13 protein-coding genes are annotated in these 26,124 nt (G+C 63.9%); 7 read left to right on the top strand and 6 right to left on the bottom strand.

Translation table 11 applies throughout. The features are described from left to right. Positions 1–52 precede the first annotated feature (52 nt). Together BM017_RS09295 and BM017_RS09290 are read right to left on the bottom strand one after the other, a co-directional pair. Positions 53–1,375, bottom strand: a complete 1,323-nt coding sequence (locus BM017_RS09295; RefSeq protein WP_092243130.1) for an ATP-binding protein — start codon at positions 1,373–1,375, stop codon at positions 53–55. After that, positions 1,372–2,052, bottom strand: coding sequence for a response regulator (locus BM017_RS09290; protein WP_028617287.1), 681 nt, complete (start codon positions 2,050–2,052; stop codon positions 1,372–1,374). Before BM017_RS09290 ends, BM017_RS09295 begins: the two co-directional genes overlap by 4 nt. Positions 2,053–2,213: 161 nt before the next feature. Here BM017_RS09290 and dsbD point away from each other — a divergent pair, with 161 nt between their 5' ends. The 3 genes from dsbD to dsbG are packed head-to-tail and all read left to right on the top strand — an operon-like array spanning position 2,214 to position 5,523. Beyond that, the gene (dsbD, locus tag BM017_RS09285) at positions 2,214–3,941 is read left to right on the top strand and encodes a protein-disulfide reductase DsbD (RefSeq protein ID WP_092243127.1); all 1,728 of its coding nucleotides are present in this window, start codon (positions 2,214–2,216) and stop codon (positions 3,939–3,941) included. Continuing rightward, positions 3,941–4,786, top strand: coding sequence for a TlpA disulfide reductase family protein (locus BM017_RS09280; protein ID WP_092243125.1), 846 nt, complete (start codon positions 3,941–3,943; stop codon positions 4,784–4,786). Before dsbD ends, BM017_RS09280 begins: the two co-directional genes overlap by 1 nt. Then, complete coding sequence (dsbG, locus tag BM017_RS09275; RefSeq protein WP_092243122.1) at positions 4,762–5,523, top strand: thiol:disulfide interchange protein DsbG; 762 nt, start codon at positions 4,762–4,764, stop codon at positions 5,521–5,523. The genes BM017_RS09280 and dsbG overlap by 25 nt, the downstream gene beginning before the upstream one ends. A gap of 109 nt (positions 5,524–5,632) precedes the next feature. On the opposite strand, the gene BM017_RS09270 is transcribed toward dsbG, so the two are convergent. Together BM017_RS09270 and BM017_RS09265 are read right to left on the bottom strand one after the other, a co-directional pair. Further along, positions 5,633–18,511 (bottom strand): non-ribosomal peptide synthetase, encoded by a 12,879-nt coding sequence (locus tag BM017_RS09270; protein WP_092243114.1) that lies wholly within the window; start codon positions 18,509–18,511, stop codon positions 5,633–5,635. A gap of 53 nt (positions 18,512–18,564) precedes the next feature. Beyond that, the gene (locus BM017_RS09265; RefSeq protein ID WP_092243108.1) at positions 18,565–19,317 is read right to left on the bottom strand and encodes a thioesterase II family protein; all 753 of its coding nucleotides are present in this window, start codon (positions 19,315–19,317) and stop codon (positions 18,565–18,567) included. Positions 19,318–19,606: 289 nt separating this feature from the next. Between BM017_RS09265 and BM017_RS09260 the strand changes: the two genes are divergently transcribed. Next, positions 19,607–20,158, top strand: a complete 552-nt coding sequence (locus tag BM017_RS09260) for an RNA polymerase factor sigma-70 (protein ID WP_005789991.1) — start codon at positions 19,607–19,609, stop codon at positions 20,156–20,158. A gap of 18 nt (positions 20,159–20,176) precedes the next feature. Here the strand turns inward: BM017_RS09260 and BM017_RS09255 are convergent, their stop codons facing one another. Together BM017_RS09255 and BM017_RS09250 are read right to left on the bottom strand one after the other, a co-directional pair. Next, positions 20,177–20,965 (bottom strand): substrate-binding periplasmic protein, encoded by a 789-nt coding sequence (locus tag BM017_RS09255; protein ID WP_092243103.1) that lies wholly within the window; start codon positions 20,963–20,965, stop codon positions 20,177–20,179. A gap of 94 nt (positions 20,966–21,059) precedes the next feature. Next, on the bottom strand, positions 21,060–21,683 hold the full coding sequence (locus BM017_RS09250; protein WP_071489790.1) for a TetR/AcrR family transcriptional regulator: 624 nt from the start codon (positions 21,681–21,683) through the stop codon (positions 21,060–21,062). Positions 21,684–21,836: 153 nt separating this feature from the next. On the opposite strand from BM017_RS09250, the gene BM017_RS09245 reads away from it, so the two are divergent. Genes BM017_RS09245 through atuC form a run of 3 tightly spaced genes read left to right on the top strand, consistent with a single transcriptional unit; the run spans position 21,837 to position 26,121 of the window. Further along, the gene (locus BM017_RS09245; protein ID WP_092243100.1) at positions 21,837–23,615 is read left to right on the top strand and encodes an acyclic terpene utilization AtuA family protein; all 1,779 of its coding nucleotides are present in this window, start codon (positions 21,837–21,839) and stop codon (positions 23,613–23,615) included. 13 nt (positions 23,616–23,628) lie between these two features. Next, on the top strand, positions 23,629–24,501 hold the full coding sequence (locus BM017_RS09240) for an SDR family oxidoreductase (protein WP_071489792.1): 873 nt from the start codon (positions 23,629–23,631) through the stop codon (positions 24,499–24,501). Between the two features lie 3 nt (positions 24,502–24,504). Next, the gene (gene atuC, locus BM017_RS09235) at positions 24,505–26,121 is read left to right on the top strand and encodes a geranyl-CoA carboxylase subunit beta (RefSeq protein WP_092243097.1); all 1,617 of its coding nucleotides are present in this window, start codon (positions 24,505–24,507) and stop codon (positions 26,119–26,121) included. The last annotated feature ends 3 nt before the right edge of the window (positions 26,122–26,124 follow it).

Below are 26,124 nucleotides of genomic sequence, written 5' to 3'. Positions count from 1 at the left end.
AGGCTTCAACTTCATGAGGGCGGTAGCTATTTGGCACTTGAAAGAAAAGTGATCAGCAGCGCAGTGGCATACCCAGGTCAACGCGCAGGCCGTCCGGCCCGCTGTCGAACTTCAACGAGCAGGAACAGCGCTGCACGATCGCTTGCACGATCGCCAGGCCCAGGCCACAGCCTTCGCTGTTACCGTTGCGCCAGAAGCGTTGGGTCAGGTATTGCAGGTCCTCGGGGGCAATCTGCTTGCCGTGGTCACGCACGCGGAACACCACATTATCGGCGGCGGTGAATACGCTGAGCTCCACCCGGGTATCGGTCGGCGTGTGGCGCAACGCGTTGTCCAGCAGGTTACGCAAGGCGGCGACCGCCAGGCCCACCGGCATCTCCACCGGGGTGGCCGAAAGGTCGTCCGGCAGGATCAGGTCGATGCGCGAATTGTCACCGGCATTGGCATCCTGGATCGCCAGGCGCGCTACTTCTTCGGCGCTGGAGTGCATGCCATCGTCAAACGACAGGTTACCCTCCACCCGTGCCAGCAACAGCAATTGCTCCAGGGTCCGATGCAGGCGGTCGGCGCCCTCCTCGGCATGGGCCAGGGACTGGTCGCGGGCCGCACCTTCGGTCATGCGCGCCACTTGCAGGTGGGTCTTGATCGCGGTGAGCGGGCTGCGCAGTTCGTGGGCCGCGTCACCGGTGAGGCGGCGCTCGCGCTCGATGGTCTTGGCAATGCGTTGCAACAGCTGGTTCTGGGTGTCCAGCAGTGGCTCGAGTTCGCTGGGCAACGGGTGGATCTGCAACGGTTCAAGGGAATCGGCACTGCGGCGCATCAAGGCGTCACGCATGCGGTTGAGCGGCAGCAGGCTCTGGCCGATGCCCAGCCACAACAGGCACAGGCAGCCGAGCATCGCCACGCCCACCGGCACCGACGCCGCCAGCAGGATCGACAGGTTCAGCGCCTCACGTTCCACTTGCCGGTCGGCCGTGGTGATCAGCAGGTCGCCACGGGACAGGGTGAAACTGCGCCAGCCCACGCCATCGACGACCTGGTCGCGAAACCCGCTCTTGCGCGACTCCAGCCCCTCATCCGGCGTGGTGTGGCTGCGCGCCAGGATTTCCCCGCGCAGGGAACTGACCTGGCAGGCCATGCCGCCGGGCACATTCAATTGTTCAGCGCTGAAATGCGCGCCGCCGCTGACGCTGGCCAGACCCGGCATCTGCTCGGTCAGCCCTGCCACCATGCGTGCCGACGCGACCAGGCGCTGGTCGAGGGAAAACATCATCTGGTTGCGCAGGTCGTTGAGCATCCAGGCCGCCGCCAGGGCCCAGATCAGCACAAAGGCGGCGCCGAGCTTGAACGTCAGGCGCAGGCGCAGGCTTTTCACGATGCGTCCTCGCCCCCATCGGCTGGGCCCAGGCGGTAGCCGAGACCGCGCACGGTCTCGACAATGCCGTTGCCCAATTTGCGCCGCAGGTGGTGGATATGCACGTTGAGCGCGTTGCTTTCCAGTTCGTCGTTGAAGCCGTAGACGCTGTCCTTGAGCTGTTCGCTGGACAGCACCCGGCCTTTGTTGTGCAGCAGGGCTTGCAACAGCGCCTGCTCGCGACGCGACAGGTCAACCGGCTCGCCGCCCAGAAAGGTTTCGCGGCTGCTGGGGTCGTAGGCCAGGCGGCCATGCTCGATCAGGTTGACACTGCGCCCTGCCACCCGTCGCAGCAGGGTTTGCAGGCGCGCGGCGAGTTCGCGCAGGTCGAAGGGTTTGAGCAGGTAGTCATCGGCGCCGGCTTGCAGGCCGTCGACGCGATTGGTCACCGAGTCCCGCGCGGTGAGGATCAGCACCGGAATCTCCAGGCCCTGGCTGCGCTGTTGCTGCAACAACTTGAGCCCGTCTTCGTCCGGCAGGCCCAGGTCGAGCACCATGATGTCGAACGTCGCCGCCTTGAGCATCGCGCGTGCGGCGCCCGCCGTGGCCACGTGTTCAACGGTGAAACCCTGGGCGGTGAGGCCGGCCACAATGCCGCTGGCGATCAGTTTGTCGTCTTCACAGACCAGTACGTGCATGGTGAACCCTTCATGAAAGATGGGGAGATTAAAGGGGCAGCGGATTAAGCGCAGATTATGCCGCTAATCACCCCACACTCAATCTAGAATAGCCGTGGTTAATCATCGGTTAATCAACGCCACACATTGTGTGCCTACTTGCATCGAACTAAGGCTTGACCATGCGGCATCTGTTTACCTTTCTGCTGGTGTTGTTCGCGGGGCTGGCCCAGGCCGCGCCGGGCAACCCGTTTGAGACCAAACCCGATTTCCTCCCGGTGGGCAAGGCCTTCACCTTTACCTCCGAACGTCTTGAAAGTGGCGAGATGCAGCTGTATTGGCAGATTGCCGACGGTTACTACCTGTACAAGCAGCGCATGAAGTTCGACGGCCTGGCCGAAAAACCCGTGCTGCCCAAAGGCGAGGATCACAGCGATGAGTTCTTCGGCGACCAGGAGGTCTATCGCCAAGGCCTGGAAGTGAAGATTCCCGCCGGCGCCACCGGCCAGGTCAAGCTGGGCTGGCAGGGCTGTGCCGATGCGGGTCTGTGTTATCCGCCGCAGTCGATCACCGTGGATCTGGGTGGCAAACCGGCCGTCGCCGCCACCGCACAAGCCCAGGACCAGAGCCTGGCCAGCGGTTTGCAACAACGAAGCCTGGGTTGGAGCCTGTTGATATTCTTTGGCTTGGGACTGCTGTTGGCCTTTGCACCGTGTTCATTGCCGATGCTGCCGATTCTCGCCGGCCTGGTGGTGGGCAGTGGTGCCAGCCCGCGTCGCGGGTTTGCCCTGGCCAGCAGCTATGTGGTGTGCATGGCGCTGGTGTATGCCGCGCTCGGCGTATTGGCTGCCTTGCTTGGCGCCAACCTCGCCGCGCTCCTGCAAACCCCATGGATCCTCGGCAGCTTCGCTGCGCTGTTCGTGATCCTCGCCTTGCCGATGTTCGGCTTCTTTGAACTGCAATTGCCGGCGTTCCTGCGCGACCGCCTGGACAACGTCAGCCGCCAGCAAAGCGGCGGCAGCCTGGTGGGCGCAGGGATTCTCGGTGCGCTGTCCGGCCTGCTGGTGGGTCCGTGCATGACCGCGCCCCTGGCCGGTGCCCTGCTGTACATCGCCCAGAGCGGCAATGCGCTGCACGGCGGCCTGATCCTGTTCGCCATGGGCATCGGCATCGGCATTCCGCTGTTGCTGCTGGTGACCGTGGGCAACCGCTTCCTGCCCAAGCCGGGCACCTGGATGAACGTGCTCAAGGGCGTCTTCGGCTTCCTGTTCCTCGGCACCGCCGTGCTGATGATCCGCCCGGTGGTCGGCGAAAACCTGTGGATCGGCCTGTGGGGCGTACTCGCGCTGGTCATGGCCTACTGTGGCTGGACCCTGGCCCGCGAATACGGCCTGGCCGCCAAGGTATTTGGCGCGGGCTCCCTGGTACTGGGCCTGTGGGGCGCGGTGCTGGTGGTGGGCGCAGCCGGCGGCAGCGACGACCTGTGGCAACCGTTGAAGGTCTACAGCGGCTCACGAGGCGCCGGCGCGGCATCCGCCCACGACGCCTTCATGACCATCAGCGACCCGGCCGTGCTGCAAAGCCAGCTCGACAGCGCCAAGGCCCAAGGCCAATGGGTGTTGGTCGACTATTACGCCGACTGGTGCGTGTCGTGCAAGATCATGGAAAAACAGGTGTTCGGCAAACCCGACGTCATGCAGGCGCTCAAAGACGTACGCCTGCTGCGCCTGGACGTCACCGCCGACAACGCCGCCAGCCGCGCGCTGCTCGGTCGCTACAAAGTCCCTGGCCCACCGAGCTTCGTGTGGATCGGCCCGGACGGTGAAGAGCGCCGCGCCCAACGCATCACCGGCGAAGTGGATGCCGCCGCTTTCCTGCAACGCTGGACGCAAACCCGAGATGCACTCTGATGCTGACCCTGACCATCGGCACCTTCGCCATCGCCCTGAATCACATCCTGCTGATCAGTGCGCTGATTCTCGCCACCCTGGTGGGCTGGCGTGTGGCCAAGCGTGGTGGTGAAAACCCGGAATCAGTGCTGTTCAGCCTGTTCCTGCTGGGCATGCTCGCTGCCCGCGTCAGCTTTGTGCTGATGTACTGGAGCGACTACCGCAACGACTGGGTGCAGATGGTCGACCTGCGCGACGGCGGCTTCCTCGCCTGGCCCGGCGTGATCGCCCTGGTCCTTGGTGCACTGGCCTATGGCTGGCGGCGCCCGGCCCTGCGCAAGCCGCTGAGTGCCGGGGTGATCACCGGCCTGGTGTTCTGGGGCATGACCAGCCTGTCCCTGAGCCTGTACGACAAGGGCTCGCAACTGCCGCAGATCACCCTGCGCAATGCCAATGGCGAAGTGGTGCAACTGGCCGACTACAAGGGCGGCCCGCTGGTGATCAACCTGTGGGCCACCTGGTGCCCACCGTGCCGGCGCGAAATGCCGGTATTGGAGCGCGCCCAGCACCAACGTCCTGATGTGACCTTCCTGTTCGTCAACCAGGCCGAAAGCATGCAGAGCGTCAGTACCTTTCTTGCGACTCAAGGCCTGACCCTCGACAACGTGCTGTTCGACGCCAGTGGCCGCCTCGGCCAGGCCGTGGGTTCCATGGCCCTGCCCACCACATTGTTCTATAGCGCCGAAGGCCGCCTGCTCAACAGCCACCTCGGCGAGTTGTCCCAGGCCAGCCTGGCCCGCGCCATGGAACCCTTCGACACCGTCCCTCAAAGGAAACCGACATGCCAAGCCTCCGCCACCTGCTGACCCTGCTGCCGCTGACGCTCGCGGCCACCCTGGCCCAGGCCGAAGACTGGCCGGCACCGATCAAACAGATTGAAGCCAAGGGCGCCAAAATCCTCGGCAAATTCGACGCCCCCAGCGGCCTCACCGGCTACGCCGCCCGCTACCAGAACCGTGGCATGGCCCTGTACCTGACCGCCGACGGCAAAAGCGTGATCGCCGGCAACCTGTACGATGCCCAAGGCAACGACCTGAGCAGCGCACCGCTGGAGAAATTGGTGTACGCACCAATGGCCAAGGAAGTCTGGGCCAAGATGGAAAAAAGCAGCTGGATCCAGGATGGCGACGTCAAGGCGCCACGCATCGTCTACCTGTTCAGCGACCCCAACTGCCCCTACTGCAACATGTTCTGGGAACAGGCGCGGCCATGGGTGAAGGCCGGCAAAGTGCAGCTGCGCCATATCATGGTCGGTATTATCCGCGAAGACAGCCCAGGCAAATCCGCCGCGCTGTTTGCCGCCAAAGACCCGCAGAAAGCGTTGGAAGAACATGAGGCCGCCGGTAAAGGCAGCAAGTTGCAGGCGCTGGCCAAGATTCCGGCGGATATCGAGGCCAAGCTTGATGGGAATATGAAGTTGATGGATGAGCTGGAGCTGTCGGCGACGCCGGCGATTTTCTATCTGGATGACAAGGGCGGGTTGCAGCAGCAGCAAGGGGCGCCGTCGCCGGAGAAGCTGGTGAAGATTCTTGGGCCGAAATAGGCGGCGCCTTGACTGACGCCATCGGGGGCAAGCCCCCTCCCACATTTGAAATGCATTCCAAGTGTGGAGAGAGGCTTGCCCCCGGTGAGGCCCTGACAGACAAAGAAGATTAAAGCCCTTCCAACTCCGCCATCAAATCACTCAACCGATCCACCTTCTCGGCACTGATCTGATTGGCCGCCAGCCCCTCGATATACTCAGCCAACTCCGCCACCGTGCTGCACTCGAACATCGCCCGCAGCGGCACATCCCGCTGCAAGGTCTTCTGCACCCGCGAGGCAATCTGCGTGGCCAGCAACGAATGCCCGCCCAGTTCGAAGAAGTTGTCCTCTACCCCTACCCGCTCAACGTTCAGTACTTCGGCCCAGATATCAGCCAAGGTGGTTTCCAGTTCGTTGCGCGGCGCCAAGTAGTCCTGGCTGTGCAACTGGCCGATCTCCAGGGCCGGCAGGGCCTTGCGGTCGAGTTTGCCGTTGGCGTTGAGCGGCAGGCGGTCAAGCCACAGCCAGTGCAGCGGCACCATGTATTCCGGCAGTTCGGCGCGCAGGCGTTGCTTGATGCGGTCCAGGCGTTCGCCTGGGTTAAGCACTGCATCCGCCGCCACCAGGTAGCCAACCAGGTGCTTGCCGTTGACGCCCTCCTGCACGCCCACCGCCGCGTCGCGCACTTCCGGCTGTTCGTGCAGGCGCGCTTCGATTTCACCCAGTTCGATGCGGTAGCCGCGAATCTTCACTTGATGATCGACACGCCCGACATACTCCAGCACGCCGTCACTGCGACGGCGCGCCAGGTCGCCCGTGCGGTACAGGCGCTCGCCCGGCGCACCGAACGGGTTCGGCACAAACACCGGGGCGGTGCGCAGCGAGTCACTGACGTAACCGCGACCTACGCCGGTGCCGGCGACGCACAACTCACCCACAGCACCCTGGGGCACCAGCTCCAGCGCACCATCCAACAGGTACAAACGGTTGTTGTCGGTCGGTGTACCAATCGGCAGGTAAGTGCCACGGGTCGACGCCAGGTCGACACGGTAGAAGGCCACATCGTCCGAACATTCCGCCGGGCCATAGGCGTTCACCAAACCAATCTCTGGATAACGCAGCAACCACTGGTGCGCCAGCTCCGGTGGCATCGCTTCGCCGGTTGGCAGCATCCAGCGTAGGCCGTCCAACCCTATACGGTCCTGAGCCAGCATGCCCTGGATCAGTGATGGCACGCTTTCCAGCACGGTGATTCCTAGGGTCTGAACGTGTTCCAGCAGACCTTGGGGATCATGCGCGATAGTGTTCGGCACGATATCCACCCGTGCGCCAAACAGCGGCGCGGCAAGGAACTGCCACACGGAAATATCGAAGCTCTGCGACGCGGTCTGCGCGATCACATCCGCGTCACTCAAGGCCAGGTACGGCACCTTGCTCAACTGGTTATTGAGCATGCCGCGCTGCTCCACCATCACGCCCTTGGGCAGGCCGGTGGAGCCCGAGGTGTAGATGACATAGGCGAGGTTGTCCGGGCCACTGTAGATCCCGGGGTTTTCGCCACGTGCCGGTATCTCTTCCCACACCAACAGTTGGCAGTCGAAGCCGTCCAGCAACTCGATGGCCTGCTCGCGGCACACCTCGGTGCACACCAGCAGCGGCGTGCGGCTCAGGTCGATGATGCTGCGCAGACGCTGGCTCGGCAGGCCGGGGTCCAGCGGCAGGTAACCGGCACCGGCCTTGAAGCTGCCGATGATCATGCCCAGCAGGTTGAGGTTGCGTTCGGCCAGCAACGCCACCGGTTGATCGAGGCCCACGCCGGCTTCAATCAGCGCATGACCCAGTCCGTTACTGCGCCGGTTCAGCTCTTCATAAGTCCATTGCAGGTCGAGGCAACTGGCGGCGATGCGCTGCGGATGCGCGGCCACCTGTTCTTCGAATAACTCGATATAGCTGCGCTCAAGCGGGTAGGCATGCTCGCTCTGGTTACAACCCTCCACCAGGAACTCACGCTCCTGCTCGCCAATCAGCGGCAGGTCGGCCATGTCGCCATGGAAGCCCTGCACCAGCGCCAGCAGCAGGCGCTTGAACTCACCGAGCATGCCTTGCACGGTGGTTTCGTCGAAATAGCGCTGGTCATAGGACAGGTGCAGCCCCAGGTCATCGCCCGGATAGCACACGGCCGTCAGCGGGAAGTTGGTGTGGGTGCGGCCGGAGTCCGAGGTGGCATTCAGGCTTTGCGCACGGTCCAGCACCGAGACTTCCACCGGGGCGTTTTCGAACACGAACAGGCTGTCGAACAGCGGCTGGCCCTTGGGCAGTTCGCTGAGTTCCTGGATCGTCACCAGCGGCAGGTATTCGTACTCGCGCAGTTGCATATTGCTGTCGAGCAAACCGCTCAGCCACTGGCGCACGCTGCAACGCTGGTCGTCCTCGGGCAGCTTCACCCGCAGCGCGATGCTGTTGATGAACAGGCCAACGGTGCGTTGCATCTCGGGCATTTCCACCGGGCGTCCAGCCACGGTGACGCCGAACAACACATCACGATCACCGCTCAGCCGGCGCAGCACCAGCGCCCATGCCGCCTGGGCGAAGGTGTTGACGGTCAGTTGATGAGCCTGGGCCAGTTCGCGCAACTGCGCACCGTCGCGAGCGTCGAGGCGGGTGTAACAGTCGCCCACCACCATGCCACCGTGGCCGGCGTGGTCACGCAGGAACGGCCGGTCACTCGGGATTGGTGTGGTGCGCTCGAAGCCTTGCAGGTTCCGCTGCCACCACTGGCGTGCTTCGCTCAGGTTCTGGCGTTGCAGCCAGGCGATGTAATCGCGATAACGCGGCGGCGTGGCCAGTTGCGGGGCGCGGCCTTCGCCCAGGGCCATGTAGATTTCGAAGAAATCATTCATCAGCAACGAACGGCACCACGCATCGATGAGGATGTGGTGGTTGCTCATCATGAACCAGTAGCGCTCGGCGCCGACGCGGATCAGCCGCAGGTGGAAGGGCGCCTGGTTGAGCAGATCGAAACCGGCCTCGCGCTCCTGCTTGAGCAGTGCTTGCAGGCGCGGTTCCTGTTCGCTTTCCGGGTCGTTGCTCCAGTCCAGGTACTCAATCGGCGTGCTGCCCGGTGTGTGGATCACTTGCAGCATGTCTTCGCCGATGTTCCAGCAGAACGACGCACGCAGGGCTTCGTGGCGAGCGATCACCGCCTGCCAGGCCTGGGCGAAACGCTCGGGGTCGAGGGCGCTGTTGATGCGGTAGCGGTCCTGCATGTAGTAGAGGCCGGTGCCCGGCTCCAGCAGGGTATGCAGCAACAGGCCTTCCTGCATCGGCGTCAGCGGGTAGACGTCTTCGATGACGCTGGCCGGCACCGGCAAGCTGTCGAGTTGCGCCTGGGTCAGGTGCGCCAGCGGGAAGTCGGACGGCGTGAGGCCACCGGCGTCGTCCTGCAGGCAATGCGCGACCAGGCTTTGCAGCTCAGCGAGATAGGCATCTGCCAGTTCACGGATGCTCTGTCGATCATGGCGTTGGCGGCTGAAGGTCCAGCGCAGCACCAGTTCACCGCCGTACACCTGGCTGTCGACGCTCAACTCGTTGGGCAGCGGCGCGTCCGGGTCATGGGCCAGGCCGGCGGACTCGTCCAGCGGGTGGAACAGCGCATCGGCGCCGAAGCTCTGGTCGAACTGCCCCAGGTAGTTGAAGGTGATCTGCGCGCCGTGCAAGGCAGCCACGCTGTGTTTGCACAGATCATCGGCCAGGTAGCGCAACACGCCATAACCCAGGCCCTTATGCGGCACGCCGCGCAGTTGTTCCTTGATCGCCTTGATCGAATCGCCCTGCCCGGCGTGCGGGGTCAGGCGCAGCGGGTAGGCACTGGTGAACCAGCCGACGCTGCGGGTCAGGTCGATATCATCGAACAGGGTTTCACGGCCGTGGCCTTCCAGTTGGATCAGTGCCGAAGCATGACCAGTCCAACGACACAGCACACGGGCCAGGGCGGTCAGCAACAGGTCGTTGACCTGGGTGCGGTAGGCACTTGGCGCCTGTTGCAGCAACTGACGGGTGTGTTCGGCATCCAGGCGCACGCTGACGGTGTCGGCATCGCGATTGCGCCGTGAACCGTGCGGGCGAGACACCGGCAACCCCACTTCCGGTCCGGCCAATCGGGCCTGCCAGAGGCTCAATTCTTCGCGCAGGGATTCGTTGCCGGCATACGCCTGCAAACGCGCAGACCAGTCACGCAGCGCGCTGGTCTTGGCCGGCAGGCTGACGGAGCGGCCGTCGCTCAGTTGGCGGTAGACCGTTTGCAGGTCTTCGAGCAGGATGCGCCAGGACACGCCATCCACCACCAGGTGATGGATCGCGATCAGCAGGCGTTGTTGCCCTTGGGGGCCGTCCACCAGCAAGGCGCGCAGCAGCGGGCCGTGTTGCAGGTCGAGGCTGCGCTGGGTGTCGGTGAACAGCGCGGTGCACTGCGCCATATCACGCACTTGCGCCTGCATCAGCACGCCACCTTCCGGCACGGCCAGATGCTCGGCGTGCCACTGTGCATCGCGCTGGGAAAAGCTCAGGCGCAGCGCATCGTGGTGTTCCAGCACCGCCAGCAGCGCTTGCTCCAGGCGATGAGGGTCCAGCAGTTGCAAGGGTTTGAGGACCAGCGCCTGGTTCCAGTGTTGACGGTTCGGGATCTCGGTGTCGAAGAACCAGTGCTGGATCGGGGTAAGGCCCGAGCGGCCGGTGAGCACGCCTTGCTCGGCGCAGATGAGCTCGGAGCGCGTGGCCACGGCGGCCAGGGTTTGCACGGTCTGGTGCTGGAACAGGTCGCGAGGGCTGAAATGAATCCCGGCCTGCCGCGCACGGCTGACCACCTGGATCGACAGGATCGAATCACCGCCCAGTTCAAAGAAGTTATCGTCCAGGCCGACTTGCTGCACATTCAGCACGGCGCACCAGATCGCTGCCAACGTCTGTTCAAGCTCGTTGCGTGGCGCAACATAGGTCTGGCGATTCGCCTCGGGATCCGGCTGCGGTAACGCACGACGGTCGAGTTTGCCGTTGGCGGTCAACGGCATGCTGTCAAGCACGATCAGGTGCGCGGGCACCATGTAGTCCGGCAGTTGCGCCTTGAGGTGCGCCTTGAGCGCATCGCGCAATGCGTGGTGCTCGACATCGCTGACCAGGTAAGCCACCAGCTGTTTGCCACTCGGCGAATCCAGCGCCAGCACCACTGCTTCACGCACGGACTCGTGCTCCAGCAGGCGGGTTTCGATTTCGCCCAATTCAATACGGAAACCGCGAACCTTCACCTGATGGTCGATCCGTCCCAGGTACTCCACCAGGCCATCGGCGCGTTGGCGCACCAGGTCGCCGGTGCGGTAAAGGCGCCCGCCGTTACGCGCAAAGGGATCGGCCACGAACCGTTCGGCGGTCATGCCCGGACGCTCGTGATAACCCTGCGCCAGGCCCGCACCACCGACATACAACTCGCCGGTCGCCCCTTGCGGCACCAGGGCCAGGTCGGCATCGAGAATGTACGCCACACGGTCGCCGATGATGCTGCCGATCGGCACGCTGGCGGCGCCCTCCTCCAACTGCTTCGGTGCAAGGCTGGCCAGCGGCATCACCACGGTTTCAGTCGGGCCATAGGCGTTGAAGAACACCTGCGGCTGGAACGCCGCGCGAATGCGCTGCAAGTGTTCGCCGGTCAGGGCTTCGCCGCCGGTGATGCACATGCGCACCGGCAAGGTCTGCTGCTGAGTCGCCAACCACTGCGCCAACTGGCTGCCGTAGCTCGGGGTGAAGCCCAGGATATTGATGCCATGGGTGCGGATCAATCCGCAGATTGCCTCGGCATCCCACTGGCCCTGGGCACGCAACACCACCTGCGCACCGCTGAGCAACGGCACCAGCAGGCGCTCAGTGGCGGCGTCAAAGTTGATCGAATAGAAGTGCAGCTCGCAATCGTCCGGGCGCATGCCAAACCGCTCGATCACCGCCGCGCAATGCATGGCAATTTCACCGTGGGCCACCACCACGCCCTTGGGCTTGCCGGTGGAGCCGGAGGTGTAGATCAAGTACGCCTGGTGTTGCGGCAGGCTGATAAACGGCAGCTCATCGGCTGGGTAGTTGGCGAGTACCGGCAAATCATCTTCCAGGCACCAGCACGCCACGCTCGCCGGCAATTCGCCAAGGGCTTCGAACATCGCCGCATCGCTGAGCAGCAGGCCGATGCCGCTGTCTTCGATCATGTAGTGCAGGCGGTCCAGCGGGTATTCCGGGTCCAGCGGCACGTAGGCGCCGCCGGCCTTGAGGATCGCCAGCAGGCCGATGACCATTTCCAGCGAACGCGGCAACGCCAGGCCGACCCGCACCTGCGGGCCGACGCCACGCTCGCGCAGCATCCAGGCCAGGCGATTGGCGCGGGCGTCCAGTTCGCGGTAGCTGAGGGTAACGCCGGCGAAGGTCAGCGCGGGCGCATCGCCACGGGCTTTCGCCTGCTGGCTGAACAGCGTGTGAATGCACTGATCAAGGCGATGTTCACCGGCTTCGACGCCCAGGCTGTCCTGTAGCGCGCGCTGTTCCGTAGCACTGAGCAACGGCAATTCGCTCAGACGCTGCTCGGGATTGGCGATCAACGCTTCCAACAGGTTGCGCCAATGCTCGGCCATGCGGGCGATGCGTGGCTCATCAAACAAATCGGTGCTGTAGGTCAGGCAGCAACCCAGGCGATGGTCGAGGTCGGTGACTTCCAGGTTGAGGTCGAACTTGGTCGCGCGGGCATCGTTGGCCAGGTACTCGACGGTCATGCCAGCCAGTTGGCGGCTCTGCTGGAATTCCCAGCGCTGCACGTTGCACATCACCTGGAACAGCGGGTTGTAGGCCGCGCTGCGCGGCGGTTGCAGGGCTTCCACCAAGTGGTCGAAGGGCAAGTCCTGATGGGACTGGCCTTCGATCACGGTGTGGCGCACCTGGTCGAACAGCTCAGCCACGTTCATCTGCCCGTTGAGCTGGCAACGCAGCACCTGGGTATTGAGGAACGCGCCGATCAGCCCTTCGCTTTCCGGGCGAATACGGTTGGCCACGGGCGCACCGATGCGCAGGTCGGTCTGGCCGCTGTAGCGGTAGAGCAACACGGCCAGGGTGGCGGTCATGGTCATGAACAGGGTCAGGCCGTGTTCGGCGTTGAAGGCACGCACGCGGGCGGCGAGGTCATCGCTCAAATCGAAGCGGTACAACTCGCCCCGATGGCTTTGCACCGGTGGGCGTGGGCGGTCGCCAGGCAGTTCGAGCAGCGGATGTTCGGTGCCCAGTTGCCGAGTCCAGTAATCCAACTGGCGCTGACGTTCACCCGCTTCCATCCACTGGCGCTGCCACACGCTGTAGTCCAGGTATTGCACCGGCAACGGCGCCAGCGGCGACAGGCGTTCGTCGATAAAGGCTTCGTACAACGCGCTGAGTTCACGGGCAAAGATGTCCATGGCCCAGCCTTCGGTGACGATATGGTGCAAGGTCAGCACCAGGTAATGCTCACGCTCGGCGGCCTTGACCAGGCAGGCGCGCAGCAACGGCCCGGTTTCCAGGTTGAACGGCGTATGCGCCTCGTGATCGGCCAGTTGCTGCAAGCGTTGCTGGCGTTCGGGTTCGGCCAGCGCGGAGAAGTCCTGCCAGTCCATGCGCAAGCCGGTCTGTGCCGAGACCTTCTGACAGGCCACACCGTCGACGCTCGGGAAGGTGGTGCGCAGGGTTTCATGACGCATGATCAGCGCTTGCAACGCCGCCTCGAAACGCCCCACATCCAGCACGCCACGCAGGCGCGCCATGCCACCGACGTTGTAGGCCGGGCTGTCCGGTTCCATCTGCCAGAGGAACCACATGCGCTGCTGGGAATAGGACAACGGCACCGGCCGGCTACGGTCGACCTTGGCGATGGCGGTTTGTTGGTTGCGTTGGCCCGAGGCCTGGATCAGCCCGATCTGTTCGGCGAAAGCGCCCAACTCGCTGGCTTCGAACAAGGTGCGCAACGGCAGCTCGACATCACAGGCCTGGCGGGTGCGGGAGATGATTTGCGTAGCCAGCAGGGAGTGACCGCCCAGGGCGAAGAAGTCATCATGCAGGCCGATTGTCGGCAGCCCGAGGACCTCGCGCCAGATTGCAGCGATCTGCTGTTGCAACGGCGTTTCGGGTTCGACGTGCTCACGGGTTTGCCACACCGGCTCCGGCAATGCGCGGCGGTCCAACTTGCCACTGGGGCTCAACGGCATGGCGTCCAGGCGCATCAACAGCGCGGGCACCATGTACTCCGGCAGTTCGGCGGCCAGGGCGGTCCTGACCTGCTGTTCGTCCAGTTCGGCATGGGCGGTGTAGTAACCGAGCAACTGGGCGTCACGCACCAGCACCACGGCCTGGGCGATGCCGTCCAGGGCGAGCAGGCGCGCTTCGATTTCCTCCGGTTCCACGCGGAAGCCGCGCAGCTTGACCTGCTGATCGAGACGGCCAAAGTACTCGAGCACACCGTCGGCGTTCCACCGGGCACGGTCGCCGGTGCGATACAGGCGTGTGCCTTGGTGGTCGGCAACAAAGCGTTCAGCGGTCAACCCAGGGCGACCGAGGTAACCCCGCGCCAGGCCAATCCCGCCGATGCACAGCTCACCCGGCACGCCCAGTGGCACCGGGTTGAGCTGCTCGTCCAGCACGCGGCAGATCACATTGCCCAGCGGACGGCCAATCGGCGAGCGCTCGCCGTCTTCGGCGTGGCAGTGCCAGTGGGTCACGTTGATCGCGGTTTCGGTGGGGCCATAACGGTTGTGCAATTGCACCGCTGGCAACTGTGCCAGCACGCGGTTGCGCAGCTCGGCGGGCAAGGCTTCACCACCCGAGAACAGGCGGCGCAGGCTGGTGCATTCGGCCACCTGCGGCTCATCGATAAACAGCTGCAACAGCGGCGGCACAAAGTGCAGCGTGGTCACGCCATGCTCCTGCACCAACTGCGCGATGCGATGCGGATCGCGATGCTCACCGGGGCCGGCCAGCACCAGGCGGCAACCGCTGATCAGCGGCCAGAAACATTCCCACACTGACACGTCGAAACTGATCGGCGCCTTTTGCATCAGTACATCGGTGGCGTCGAGTTGATAAGTGGCCTGCATCCACTGCAAGCGCTCGGCGAGCGCCGCATGGGTATTGCCCACACCCTTGGGCTGACCGGTGGAACCGGAGGTGTAGATCACGTAGGCGAGGTTATCGCCGTGCAGGTGCAGGCCGGGCGGCTGGGTGGGCCAGCTGTCGAGGTGCAGGCTGTCCATCGCAATCACGCACACGCCGTCAGCGCTCGGCACCCGCTCCAGCAATGCAGTCTGGGTCAGCAGCAGGTGGACGCCGCTGTCCTTGAGCATGTAGGCCAGGCGTTCGGCGGGGTAATCCGGGTCCAGGGGGACGTAGGCGCCACCGGCCTTGATGATCGCCAGCAGGCCGATCAGCAGTTGCGGCGAACGCTCGGCGGCGATGGCCACGCACACGTCCGGACCCACGCCTTTATCGCGCAGGTAGTGGGCCAGGCGGTTGGCCTGGGTGTGCAATTGGGCGAAGGTCAGGCTGCCGCCGTCCCAGACCAGCGCGGTGCTGTCCGAGGTCTGCTGGTTGAGCAGATCGGGCAGCCACTGTTGGGCGGGCGCGCAAGGGGCTTCGCTGTATGGCGCCTGTTCGTCGTGCTGCATCAGCATGAGGTCGCCGATGGCTTGTCGAGGCTGTTCGCAGACGGCATGCAGCAGGTTGATGTAGTGCTCGGCCAGGCGCTGGATGGTCGCGTTTTCGAACAGTTCATCGGCGTAGTCGAACGACAGGCTCAGGCGCCCGTTGCGGTCTTCTTCGGTGTGCAATTGCAGGTCGAACTTGACTTCGCGGCTATGCCACGGCAGCTCGTCGGCGAGCATGCCCGGCAGGCGACGCAAGGCGCTGAGGTCGCGTTGCTGGTGGTTGAACATGACCTGGAACAGGCCCTGTTCGCGGGCTTGCGGGAAAGCTTCCAACAGTTGCTCGAAGGGCAGGTCCTGATGGGCTTGGGCGCCCAATGCCGTTTGGCGTGTCGCGGCCAATAGCTCGTTGAACGGCAGGCGCCCATCTAGCTCGGCACGCAACACGAGGGTGTTGATGAAGAAGCCGACCAGGCCTTGGGTTTCCTGGCGCGGGCGGTTGGCGTTGGGCACGCCGATGCGGATATCGCGCTGGCCGCTGTAGCGATGCAGCAGGCTTTGGAATGCCGCCAACAGCAGCATGAATGGGGTGGACTCGTTGGCCTGGGCGGCGTGGCGAATCGCTTTGCTGAGGCTGGCGCCAAGCCGCACGGTGTGGCGTGAGGCACTGTGACAGTGGTGTACCGAGCGCGGGTGGTCGGTCGCCAGGCTGAGGGTGGGATGCTCTTCACCCAACTGCGCTTTCCAGTACGCCAGTTGGCGCTGGCCTTCACCTTCGGCCAGCCATTGGCGCTGCCAACTGCCGTAGTCGGCGTATTGCAGGACCAGGGGCGGCAGTTCCAGGGTCTGGCCTTGGGCTGCGGCGGCGTAGAGGCGCGAGAATTCGTCGATCAAAATGTTGAGCGACCAGCCGTCGGCGATGATGTGGTGCAGCGTCACCAGCAGTTGGTGATCTTCATCGTCGAGGCGCACCAGGGTCACCCACAGCAGCGGGCCTTTTTCCAGGTCGAACTGGGTGCGCGCTTCGTCTTCGCGGATCTGTTGCGCACGGGCTTCGCGCTCGGCAACGGGCAGGTCGCTGAGGTCGATGACTTGCAGTTCGAAATCCGCTTTGGCGTCGACACGCTGGAAAGCCTGGCCGTCGCGCTCATAGAAGCGCGTACGCAGGGCTTCGTGGCGCTGGATCAATTGCTGGAAGCTGGCGCGCACCGCGTCTTCGTCCAACTCGCCGCGCAGGCGCAGGGCTCCGGGGATGGTGTAGGCGCTGCTGTGCGGGTCCAGTTGCCAAGTGATCCACAGGCGGTTCTGTGCCAGGGATTGGGGCAGTTCCTCCTGACGGGACAGCTTGTGGATTACACCTTGGGCGACGCCGCCATCCTGCTGCAATTGCGCGACAGTCGCGGCAAAGCCTTGCAGGGTCGGCGCTTCGAACAGCAGGCGCAGGCTCAACTCCAGGCCGAGGGTTTCACGCAGGCGCGCGACCACTTGGGTGGCAGTGATGGAGTTGCCGCCGAGCAGGAAGAAGTGGTCATCGGCCGCAACGGTCGCGACCTGCAACTGTTCGCACCAGATCGCGGCGATCTGGTTTTGCAGGTCGGACTCCAGCGCTCCGGTGCTCACCTGCGCTTGCAGATCGGGGAACTGCGCATAGCTGTCGAGGCTGCCGTCCCTGTGACGAAGCGCACACGCCGCACGTTGCACCTTGCCGCTGGAAGTCTTCGGCAAGGCACCGGGATTGAGCAACACCACCACGCTCGGCGCCTCTTGATAGGCCTCGGCGACGGCCTGGCGGATCGCCTTGATCAGCGCATCGGGCGGCAGGATCTTCTGCACGCTGCGGCTGATTTCGGCGGCAATGCCGATGCCTTCCAGGCCCTGATCATTCACCGCGAACGCGGCGACCCGGCCTTTGCGTACCACTTCCACTTCGCGCTCGACGGTCTGCTCGATGTCCTGCGGGTACAGGTTGTGGCCGCGCACGATCAGCAGGTCCTTGAGGCGGCCGGTGATGTACACCTCGCCGTCACGGATAAAACCCAGGTCGCCGGTGCGCAGCCAGGTACGGCCGGCATGTTGCACGAAGGTCTTGGCGGTGGCCTCGGGGTTGCGCCAGTAGCCGTGGGCGATACTCGGCCCGCTGGCCCAGAGTTCGCCGACGTGGTTATCGGGCAGTTCGGTGAGGCTGTGCGGATCGGCGATCAGCACCGCGTGTTCGGGTTGGCTGGTGCCGCAACTCATGATCGCACTGCCCTGCCCTGGCTCGGCACGGTTGGCGGCCAGGGCCTGTTCGTCGACGCGCAGCGCGGGAATGCCATGGCCACGGCTACCGCCGGCGACGAACAGGGTCGCCTCGGCAAGGCCGTAGGAGGCGAAGAAATTGTTCGGGGTGAAACCACAGGTGGCGAACTTTTCGGCGAAGCGTTCCAGCGTGTCGAGGCGGATCGGTTCGGACCCGGAATAGGCCACGCGCCATTTGCTCAGGTCCAGGCGGTCCAGGGCCGATTCACTGACCCGCTCACTGCACAGGCGATAGGCGAAATCCGGCCCGCCACTGATGGTTCCGCCGTATTCGCTGATCGCTTCCAGCCAGCGTAACGGCCGGCCGAGAAAGTAGGCCGGCGACATCAGCACGCACGGTACGCCACTGAAGATCGGTTGCAACAGGCCGCCGATCAGGCCCATGTCGTGGTACAGCGGCAGCCAGCTGACGATCACGTCGTCGGGGTTGAGGTCGATGCCGAAACCGCGCCGGATCAGCACTTCGTTGGCCACCAGGTTGCCGTGGCTGACTTGCACGCCCTTGGGCAGCGCAGTGGAGCCGGAGGTGTATTGCAGGAAGGCGATATCGTCCGGGTGCAGGTCAGGGCCGACCCAATTGCCGACACCTTCCAGGCTATCGACGCTTAATACCGGCGGTGCATTTTCGATCTGCGCCAGGCCATCGGCGAGACTGGCGATGGTCAGCAACAGGCGCGGCTCGGCATCGCTGATGATCGACAGCAGGCGCTCTTGATGATGGCGCCGGGTGGACTCCGGCGGATAAGCCGGCACCGCGATCACCCCCGCGTACAGGCAACCAAAGAACGCCGCGACGTAATCCGGGCCGCTGGGGAACAACAGCACCGCACGATCGCCCAGCTCGGCATTGGCCTGCAAGGCAGCGGCGATGGTGCGGGCGCGCTGGTCGAGGTCGCGATAACTGAGCACAACGCTGTGCTCGGCGGATTCGGCGAGGAAGCGCAAGGCGACCTGGTCCGGGGTCTGCGCGGCGCGACGTTGAAGGGACTGGACCAGGGTGCGGGGAAGTTCGAAGGCGTCCATCATGGGGTTCCTGCCTGAAATCGGCTTACGGGAAATTCAAGAATTCGGGGGTTTGTTCAGCCGACGGCGAGTGGCCGCGCCGCGCCATTGCGCCAGCGGGCCAGGTGTTCGTCGGCGTAGCGCCGCACGCAACGCAGCACCGCGCTTTCGTGTTGCACGAGGAAGAAGTGGTGACCGTCGAACATGTCCAGGGAAAAGCCGCTGGCGGCGTCGAGTTGCCAGTCGAGCAACTGGTCGGCGCGCACACTGTCCTGCTTGCCGCCGAACACATGGATCGGCATGCCCAGCGGTGCACGTTCGCCGTAGGTGAAACTGCCGCACAGCAGGAAATCGGCGCGCAGGATCGGCAGCATCAACTGCATCAATTCGGGGTTGGCCAGAGCTTCTTCGGTGGTGCCTTGCAGTTCGCGCAGGCGGGCGATCAGTTGTTCGTCGGTCTTTTCGATGGCGTACTCGCTGACATCACGACGGGCTGGCCCGGCCGTGCCGGAGGCGAACAAGGCGAGCGGCGCGGGCACACCGCGAGCGTTCAAGGCGTGCGCCAGCTCAAAGGCGAGCAGACCGCCAAGGCTGTGGCCGAACAGGGCATAGGGGCCATTCAAGTCGCGGCTGATTTCATCGGCGAGCTGCGCAGCCAAGGCCTTGATATCGCGTTGCAACGGCTCGTCCATGCGCATGCCACGGCCGGGCAATTCCAGCGGGCAGACCTGCAACCACTCTGGCAGGGCCCGGCGCCAACGCGCATAAACCATGGCACTGGCGCCCGAATAGGGCAGGCAGAACAGGCGCAGTCGAGTCGGCGTACTCATCAGGCGACGACTCCAGACCGATACACGCCGCTTGCACGATAGAAACCCATGTCGTCCTCCTCCTTGGTCGTTTTACTAACGGACCTGTCACCCAGAAGAACGGACGGCACCGGCAAATAATTAGTCGCCAGGGACGCGCGAGACGTGGTTCACACCAAACGAGAAAGCATAAGATTAGTTCGCCTTCTCATTTGACAATCATTATCATTCAGCATAATTTGTTGCCCGATGTGTAGGAGGCCCCGGCACGGACGCCCTCCCCTAACCTATTGGCAGTAAGGTGATTTCCATGACGGAACAAGTATCCACAGGCAGGTGCGACTCACCGCTTCTCCAGGCATTCGTCGATAATCGGCTGATTCTGGTGAAGATCGCGGCACGCATTACCGGCTGCCGCTCCCGCGCCGAGGACGTGGTGCAGGACGCCTACTTCCGGCTGCAATCGGCGCCGACAATCACGTCTTCGTTCAAGGCGCAATTGAGTTATCTGTTCCAGATCGTGCGCAACCTGGCGATCGATCACTACCGCAAGCAGGCCCTGGAGCTCAAATACTCCGGGACGGAAGAGGAAGGCTTGAATGTGGTTATTCACGGCGCTTCACCGGAAACCTCGCACATCAACTTCAACACCCTGGAAAACATCGCCGACGCCCTGACCGAGTTGCCCCAGCGCACCCGCTATGCGTTCGAGATGTACCGCCTGCACGGCGTGCCGCAAAAGGACATCGCCAAGGAGCTGGGCGTGTCGCCGACCCTGGTGAACTTCATGATCCGTGATGCGCTGGTGCACTGCCGCAAGGTGTCGGGCAGCCATAGCGATACGTTTGCGCGCAGGGTGTGATGCCGCACCGGTGGTGCCTCAGGGCACCGCCATCACATCAATGCGATACGGCTCGAAAATCTTCAGCATCTCGCCATCGTCGCGCAAGCGCTTGAGCAACGCGGCAAACGCGTCCCCCGTGATCGGCGCCTTCGGGCGCAGCAATGCGAAGTGGTGATAGACCTGGTCAATGCGCTCCGAGACCAGGAACTGCCCCGCCATTTGCGCATTGCGCACCATGAAATCACTCAGGTACGAGCGCGTCACCAAGGCAATATCGGCACGCCCGCGCGCGACCATCAGCAGGTTGCTGTCATGGGAGTAAGTCAACGTGGCGTTGAAGTGCTCGGCCATGTACTTGGGGTCGGGGTTGAAGTTGGCGAAGGCGTAGTGATAACCGCTGAACACGGCCAGGCGTTTGCCGTTGAGGTCGGAGAAATAACTTTGGTCACGACCGGGCTCACGCTGGGCGACGAAGATTTCCGCATCTTCCAGGCCCATGTCGACGCTGGTGTGGGGAATGTTCTGCCAGCCCCAATCGGGATTTTCGAAGATCGCCATATCCACACGGCCCTGCTCGAAATCACGAAAGCGTCGGGGGATGGAGGTGGGCACCAACACAAACTGGTAATCGGTTTGCGCGGCGTTCAGGGCTTCGACCAGTTGCGGCAGCAAACCGGTGTCGGCGCCCTGCTCCGGCCGTACGGTGTAGGGTGGGAAATGCGCCGCGCCGATGCGTACCAACTGCGCAGCCGAAGCTGGCATCCACCACGCGGTGCCCAGTGCCCAAAAGGTAAGTCCTGCAGCCAGCCGCCATGGCGAAAACATCAAGGCACACACCGTTCAAAAACGCTCATGGCGATAAGCTAGGCGTTTTTGTCTGGAGAGACAACTTTCCAGCGGTAAATTAATAGCTTGCGCCTCAATCGGCCTTCAAAACCATCAGTAGGGCCTCTTCGGCCAACTGCTCAAGTGTCAGGCTGCCCTCGGCGCGAAACCAGGTGGTGGTCCAGGACAGCGCGCCGGTGAGGAAACGCCGGGTGATGAATACATCACCACGAATGTAGCCCGCGTCCTTGGCCTCCCCCAGCACTTGCAGCCAGAGCGCCTCGTACACGTCGCGCAGGGCCAGCACCTGGGCCTGGCCTTCGGCTGACAACGACCGCCACTCGTACACCAGCACCGCCATGGCCTCGCCGCTGCCGCCCATGATCGACTGCAATTCGCAGCGGATCAGCGCCAGCACGCGTTCGCGCACGTTGCTCGCCTCTTCCAGCGAAGCGCGCATCATCGCCGTGTTGTAGTGGATGGTTTCTTCCATCACTGCCCGCAGGATCTCGTCCTTGCTCTTGAAGTGATGAAAGATGCTGCCGGACTGGATGCCCACGGCGCTGGCCAGGTCGCGCACGGTGGTACGTTCGAAGCCCTTGTTGCGAAACAGATGGGCCGCGGTTTGCAGCAGCTTGCCCCGGGCGCTGTCGGGGTCGGTCAATTGGCCGCCATCGACCATGGTGCGCATGACCCGCAGGGCTTTGTGCTCATCCATGCCTCTCTCCTCTACTTCCACGGACGTCTTGGCCCGCAATTTAGGCCGTGGCGGCCACCCAAGCAAGCGCTTGGCTGAATCTTGTATCCGCAGTTTACAAACCAAGCGCTTGCTTGGTAGTCTCGACCCCAGCCATTCGAGGAAGGATTTCTCATGAGCAAGACGGTTCGTATCGGCTGTGCCAGCGCCTTCTGGGGCGACACCTGCACCGCCGCCGCCCAACTGGTGCAAGGCGGCAAGCTGGATTACCTGGTGTTCGACTACCTGGCGGAAGTCACGATGTCGATCCTGGCCGGTGCGCGGATGAAAGATCCCCAGGCCGGCTACGCCACGGATTTCGTCGACGTGCTCACGCCGCTGCTGGCGGATATCCAGCACCAGGGCATTCGCGTGATCAGCAACGCCGGTGGCATCAACCCCCAGGCCTGCGCCGCCGCCCTGCAAGCCGCCTGCGACAAGGCCGGTATCTCCCTTAAAATCGCCGTGCTGCTGGGCGACGACCTGCAACCCCAGCTCAAACACCTGCACGGCATCACCGACATGTTCAACGGTGCGCCGTTGCCGCCGCTGTGCGTGTCCGCCAACGCCTACCTGGGCGCGCCGGGCATCACCCAGGCGCTGAAGCTGGGCGCGGATATCGTCATCACCGGCCGCGTGGTGGACAGCGCAGTAGTCAGCGCGGCGCTGGTGCATGAATTCGACTGGTCCTGGCAGGATTACGACCGCCTCGCCCAGGCCGCACTGGCCGGGCATATCATCGAATGCGGCGCGCAGTGCACCGGCGGTAACTTCACCGATTGGCGCGACGTGCCGGACTACGAGCACATCGGCTTTCCCATCGTCGACGTCAGCGCCGACGGCCAATTCACCGTCAACAAGGTCGACGGTACAGGCGGGCTGATCAGCGAACTCAGCGTCGCCGAGCAACTGCTGTATGAAATCGGCGACCCGCATGCCTACCTGTTGCCCGATGTGATCTGCGACTTCAGCCAGGTCAAATTGCAGCAGCAAGACAAACACCAGGTACGCCTGCACGGCGCCAAGGGCTTGCCGCCCACCGATCAATACAAGGTCAGCGCCACTTACCCGGACGGTTTTCGCTGCACCGCCAGTTGCCTGATCGCCGGCATCGATGCGGTCGCCAAGGCCGAGCGGGTCAGCCAGGCGATCATCAACAAGACCTCGGAGCTGTTCAGCCAGCGCGGCTGGGCGCCTTACACCGAAGTGAATATCGAACTGCTCGGCAGCGAAGCCACCTACGGCGCCCACGCCAGGCGCCAGGACTGTCGCGAAGTGGTGGTGAAACTGGCGGTGCGCCACCCCAACAAACAAGCACTGGTGCTGTTCGCCCGCGAGATTGCCCAGGCCGCGACCGGCATGGCACCGGGCCTGACCGGCATCGTCGGCGGACGGCCGATGGTGTACCCGTTGATCCGACTGTTTTCGTTCCTGATCGATAAAACGGCCTGTGACGGGGTGATCAACTTCCAGGGCGCACGCCACCCCTGCGCACTGCCACCTGCCGACGCCCCGCGCCTGCCCGATGCGTCCATCGATCCGCCCAAGCCCCAAGGCCGCGCCGACGCCAGCGTGCCGTTGGTGAAACTGGCCGTGGCGCGCTCCGGCGACAAGGGCAACCACAGCAATATTGGCGTGATCGCCCGCCACCCCGATTACCTGCCATGGATTGCCGAAGCACTCACCCCGCAGGTGATCGTCGACTGGATGGGCCATCTGCTCGACCCCGTGCACGGCCGTGTCGAGCGCTGGTATCTGCCCGGCAGCCACAGCCTCAACTTCCTGCTGGAAAACGCCCTGGGCGGCGGTGGCATCGCCAGCCTGCGCATCGACCCGCAGGGCAAAGCCTTCGCCCAGCAACTGCTGGAGATCCCGATTGCCGTGCCGCAACACATTGCTGATCAACTCGCCTAACAGGAGCATTGCCGTGGCCTTCGACTCGATCTTCAAAGCCGACCTGTTCCAGGGGCAAACCGTGATGGTCACCGGCGGCGGCAGTGGCATTGGCCGCTGCACCGCCCATGAATTGGCGGCGCTGGGTGCCCAGGTGATCCTGGTGGGACGCAAGCCGGACAAGCTGCAGAACGTCGCGGCGGAAATCGCTGAAGACGGTGGCCTCGCCCATTGGCAGGCCTGCGATATTCGCGATGAAGAGGCGGTGAAGGCACTGGTCGGCCAGGTCCTGAATGACCACGGTGCTATCCATGGCCTGGTCAACAATGCAGGCGGCCAGTACCCCTCGCCACTGGCCGCAATCAACCAGAAAGGTTTCGAAACCGTACTGCGCACCAACCTGGTCGGCGGTTTCCTGATGGCGCGGGAAGTGTTCAACCAATCCATGAGCAAGCACGGCGGCGCCATCGTCAACATGCTCGCCGACATGTGGGGCGGCATGCCCGGCATGGGTCACTCGGGGGCAGCACGTTCGGGCATGGACAACTTCACCAAGACTGCCGCCTTCGAGTGGGGCTATGCCGGCGTACGGGTCAACGCCGTGGCGCCGGGCTGGATCGCCTCCAGCGGCATGGACACCTACGAAGGCGCGTTCAAGGCGGTGATTCCCACGCTGCGCGAACATGTGCCGCTCAAGCGTATCGGCACCGAATCGGAAGTCAGCGCGGCCATCGTGTTCCTGCTCAGCCCGGCCGCTGCCTTTATCAGCGGCAGCACACTGCGTATCGACGGTGCCGCCAGCCTGGGCAGTCGCGCGTGGCCGTTGCACAAGGCGCAGGCGCCGAGCGAACCCTTCAATGGCTTCCACCGCGCCTACCTGCCCGATGTGCTCAAGGCGGGGCAATAGACCATGCCGGTGATTGAATCCCTGATCGACGCCCACAGCGCCCCATTCGCGCAAAACCGCGAGGCCATGTTGGCCGCCATCGCCCAGCTGCGGCAGTTGGAAGACACCCTGTTGAGCAAGGCACAGGACGCCAAGCCCAAGTTCGACAAGCGCGGCCAACTGCTGCCCCGCGAGCGCCTCAACCTGTTGCTGGACCCCGGCGCGCCGTTCCTGGAACTGGCCAGCCTGGCCGGCTACAAGCTGCACGACGACAAGGACGGCAGCGCCGCCGGAGGCGGGTTGATCGCCGGCATCGGCTACGTCAGCGGCGTGCGCGTGCTGGTGGTGGCCAATAACAGCGCGATCAAGGGCGGCACCATTTCCCCCACCGGCCTGAAGAAATCCCTGCGCCTGCAACAGATCGCCCTGGAGAACAAACTGCCGGTGGTGACCCTCGCCGAAAGTGGCGGCGCCAACCTCAACTATGCCGCCGAGATTTTCGTCGAAGGTGCGCGCAGCTTCGCCAACCAGGCGCGCATGTCGGCCATGGGCCTGCCGCAGATCACCGTGGTGCATGGCTCGGCCACGGCCGGCGGCGCCTATCAGCCGGGGCTGTCGGATTACGTGGTGGTGGTGCGCGGTCGGGCCAAACTGTTCCTCGCCGGCCCGCCGCTGCTTAAAGCCGCGACCGGCGAAGTGGCGACCGATGAAGAACTGGGCGGTGCCCAGATGCACGCACAAACCGCCGGCACCGCCGAATACCTGGCGGAAAACGATGCGGACGGCGTGCGCATCGCCCGCGAAATCGTCAGCCTGTTGCCGTGGAATGATCGCCTTCCACAGGCGCCGAAACGTGCCTACGCAGAACCGCTGTACCCCATCGAAGAGCTGCTGGGCCTGATCCCGGACGACCCGAAAAAGCCCTACGACGTCCGTGAAATCCTCGCGCGACTGGCCGACGGCTCGCGCTTTCTCGACTTCAAGGGCGAATTCGACGCCCACACCGTCTGCGGCCACGTGCACATCCAGGGCCGCGCCGTGGGCGTGATCGGCAACAACGGTCCTATTACACCGAAGGGCGCGAGCAAGGCCGCGCAATTTATCCAACTGTGCGACCAGAGCCGCACACCGCTGCTGTTCCTGCACAACACCACCGGTTTCATGGTGGGCACCGAGTCGGAACAACAAGGCGTGATCAAGCACGGCGCGAAGATGATCCAGGCCGTGGCCAACGCGCGGGTGCCTAAACTGACCATTGTGGTCGGCGGCTCCTACGGCGCGGGCAACTACGCGATGTGCGGCCGTGGCCTGGACCCGCGCTTTATCTTCGCCTGGCCCAACAGCCGCACGGCAGTGATGGGCGGTGCCCAGGCGGGCAAAGTCCTGCGGATTGTCACTGAGGCCAAGCAATTGAAGGATGGCCTGGTGCCGGATCCCAAGGTGCTGGACATGCTGGAACAGGTCACCGCACAGAAGCTCGACAGCCAGTCCACCGCGCTCTACGGCAGCGCGAACCTGTGGGATGACGGGCTGATTGACCCTCGGGATACACGGACCTTGCTCGGTTTTCTGCTGGATATCTGTCATGAGGCTGAGGTGCGGCCATTGCAGCCCAACACCTTTGGTGTGGCGCGTTTCTAATCA

The organism is Pseudomonas sp. NFPP04, from assembly GCF_900113815.1.
GTDB classification, from domain to species: domain Bacteria; phylum Pseudomonadota; class Gammaproteobacteria; order Pseudomonadales; family Pseudomonadaceae; genus Aquipseudomonas; species Aquipseudomonas extremorientalis.
This window is presented reverse-complemented; position numbering and strand designations above follow the sequence as displayed.